Raw genomic sequence first — 3,299 nt, forward strand, 5'->3', positions numbered from 1 at the left:
CGCGGGGACCGCCCCGCCTCCCGGCCCGCGCCCGCCGGCGGCCCGGGCGGGCCGGTTCCCGCCCGCCTTCCGCACGCCCCCGCGGGACCGGCCGGGTCGATTCCGGCGGGCCTCCCGGACGGCCCCGGCGCCCCTGCCGCGGCGGCGGCCTCCCGGGGGGAGGCCCCGGCGGTGGTCGGCCCGCGCCGGGGGCCGCCGCTCCGCGCGGGCCGCGGGCCGGGCTCGATGCCGAGCGGGCGCGGCAGACGCGGATGGCCGTCGTCGGGGCCGTCACCGAGCGGTGGGCCCCGGAGCAGGCCCGTACCGTCGCCGGGCCGTGGCAGATCGCGGCCCCCGTCGGCCCGGCCACCGACCTGTGGGCGCTCGGCGCGCTGCTGTACCGGGCCGTGCAGGGGCACCCCCCGTACCCGGAGGACAGCGCCGCCGAGCTCGTCGAGATGGTCTGCGCCGAACCGCCCGCCTTCGCGGAGGAGTGCGGCCCGCTGCGGCCGGTCGTGGAGTCACTGCTGCGCCAGGACCCCACCGAGCGCCCCGACTTCGAGGAGCTCCGGGGCTGGCTGCGCTCCCTCGTGCGGTCGGCGCCCGAGCCCGACGCGGCGCCCGGCGCGCTCCCGCCCGCCGAGCCGGACCCGGCCCGGCTGCCCGCCGTACGCCGGCGCGGCGACCTGCACGGCCGGCACCGCAACCCGGCCCCCCGGCGCGGCCCCCGCCGCCTCGGACCGGTCCTGCTGGCCGGGGTCCTCGCCCTCACCGCCGGGGCGGTGGCGTACGCGGTGCTGTTCCTGCCGCGGGCCGGTGAGGGCCAGGACCGGGACGCCGTCTCGCAGGCGCCCGTGGCCAAGACGGAGACGCCGTCCCCGCAGGCCCCGCGCTCCCCGAGCGCCCCGGCGCCCTCCGGCACGCCCGGGCCCTCGCAGCCCGCGCCGCAGGCCCCGGCGTCCGCGCCGCCCGGCTACACCGTCCAACAGGACCCGGAGCACTTCGAGATCGCCGTCCCGCAGGGCTGGGAGCGCCGCGGCATGAACGAGGCGGGCCAGGTCCGCTACACCGACGGCCAGTACGTCCTGATCGTCGTCCCGGGCCGGGACAAGGTCGAGGGCAGCCCGGACCCCGCCACCTACCAGAAGGACAAGGAGCCGGAGCTGGCCCCGTACCGGTCCTCGACGTGGGCCAGCGGCGGCGACGTGAAGACCACCAAGGTGGGGCAGCAGTTGCGGGCGACCGGCCGGTACACGTGGATCGACGGCACCGGCCGCAGCGTCGTCGCCCGCAACTTCGTCGTCGCGCTCGGCGGCAGCTACCACGTCGTCATGGTCACGGGCCCGCAGGACGGCGAGGGCAAGGTGACCGAGGTCTTCGAGAAGGCGACCGGAAGTTACAAATCGGGCGGTTGAGGGGCTGCTGACGGCGAATCAGTACGGCAATTGCGTCACAGTGCTGCCGGAACCGTGCCCTCCGTGTACCGGCGGCCCCGTGCGCTTCGTAATCTGGCCCGAAGTGCACAGAGTGGCGGGGATCGTGGAACAGCAGACAGGTGCGGGCGCAGTGCTCGCCGGCCGGTACCGGCTCGTGGAGCCCATCGGCAGCGGCGGCATGGGCAAGGTGTGGCGCGCCCACGACGAGCTCCTGAGCAGGACCGTCGCCGTCAAGGAGCTGACGGCCGGGCTGTACGTCGCTCAGGCCGACCGGGACGTCCTGCACGCCCGGACGCAGAAGGAGGCCCGCGCGGCCGCCCGCATCCAGCACCCGGCCGTCGTCACCGTCCACGACGTCTTCGAGCACGACGACCGGCCGTGGATCGTCATGGAGTACGTCGACGGCCCGTCGCTGGCCGAGGCGGCCAAGGCGGCCGGCCGGATCGAGCCCCGCGAGGCCGCCCGGATCGGGCTGCACGTCCTCGGCGCGCTGCGCGCCGCGCACGCGGTCGGCGTGCTGCACCGGGACGTCAAGCCGGGCAATGTGCTGCTCGCCAGGGACGGGCGGGTGCTGCTCACGGACTTCGGGATCGCCGCGATCGAGGGCGACTCCTCCATCACCCGCACCGGCGAGATCGTCGGCTCCATCGACTACCTGGCCCCGGAGCGCGTCACCGGCGGCACCCCGGACCCGGCGTCCGACCTGTGGTCGCTCGGGGCGACCCTCTACACGGCGGTCGAGGCCCGCTCGCCGTTCCGCCGCACCTCGCCGATCTCCAGCCTGCAGGCCGTCGTCAACGACGAGCCGCCCGCGCTGCGCCAGTCCGGCCCGCTGGGGCCCGTCATCACGGCGCTGCTGCGCAAGGACCCCGAGGAGCGGCCCTCCGCGCAGGAGACGGAGCGCATGCTGCTGGAGGTGATGGAGGGCCGCGAGCCGAGGGCGGCGCAGGCGTACGTGCCGACGCGCGCGGTCAGCCCGCAGGAGCTGTCGGGGGCACGGGAGGCCGAACCGGAGGCGCCCGCGGCGTCCGGCACGGGCGGGACGGCGGCGCTGCCGGCCGGCCCGGCGGAGCCGGCCGCGGGATCCCGCTCCACCGCCGGCCGGGTCAAGCGGGCCGCGGCGGTGGCGCTGGTGGCGGCGCTCGTCGGCGGCGGCGCGGTGTTCGGGGTGCTGAAGTACACCGGGGACGCGGCGGGCGGCGACGGCGCCGACCGCAGCGCGAGCGCCCCCGACCGGCAGGACGGCGCCGGGGGCGAGGACGGCAAGGAGGCCTCCCCGCCCGGGGGCTGGAAGAAGGTCACCGACCCGGAGGGCTTCACCCTGTGGGTGCCGGAGGGCTGGAAGCGGCAGATGGACGGCAACCAGATCGACTACACCCCGGACAACGGCAGGCACTTCATCCGCGTCGCCCTGGACCCCACGCCCGACTACGACACCCCGTACGCGCACGTCCTCGACCTGGAGAAGCAGGTCAGCCGGCGCACCGACTACAAGCGGCAGCGGCTGAACCAGAACACCTTCCGCGACAGCACCCGGGCGGCGCTGTGGGAGTTCACCTGGACCGAGAAGGGCGTCCACGCCGGTCCCCGCCGCGCCATCGAGCAGATGTACATCGCCCCGGACGGCACCGAGTACGCGGTGTACATGTCGGGTCCGACGTCCACCTGGGAGACGACGCGGGCGCAGTTCGACACCGTGCTCAGGGGCTGGGCCCCGCCCTCCCGCTGAGGCCGCGGCCGCCCCGCCGGGCGAAAGCACGGCCATCCTGCCAGTGATCGCTGGCGGATTTGGCAAAATCCGGTTACCGACGGGTACCCAAAGGGGTCCGGGCGCAATACGCTCACCGCCATGACGGACTCGCTGGCCCCGGCCCCCCTCCGCCC

Annotated in this window: 2 protein-coding genes; both read left to right on the top strand. The window is 76.3% G+C overall.

The genetic code is table 11. The features are described from left to right. Positions 1–251: 251 nt before the first annotated feature. Positions 252–1,394 carry a serine/threonine protein kinase gene (locus EF903_RS30605; protein WP_125548239.1) on the top strand — a complete coding sequence of 381 codons (1,143 nt, stop codon included), beginning with the start codon at positions 252–254 and terminating at the stop codon, positions 1,392–1,394. Positions 1,395–1,518: 124 nt separating this feature from the next. Then, on the top strand, positions 1,519–3,144 hold the full coding sequence (locus EF903_RS30610; RefSeq protein ID WP_125548240.1) for a serine/threonine-protein kinase: 1,626 nt from the start codon (positions 1,519–1,521) through the stop codon (positions 3,142–3,144). The last annotated feature ends 155 nt before the right edge of the window (positions 3,145–3,299 follow it).

The sequence above is a fragment of the Streptomyces sp. WAC05292 genome, assembly GCF_003949955.1.
GTDB lineage: Bacteria > Actinomycetota > Actinomycetes > Streptomycetales > Streptomycetaceae > Streptomyces > Streptomyces globosus.

Bases quoted from the DNA above. Each gene is read 5' to 3' on its own strand.
- EF903_RS30605 (WP_125548239.1), top strand. From the start codon at position 252: ATGGCCGTCGTCGGGGCCGTCACCGAGCGGTGGGCCCCGGAGCAGGCC.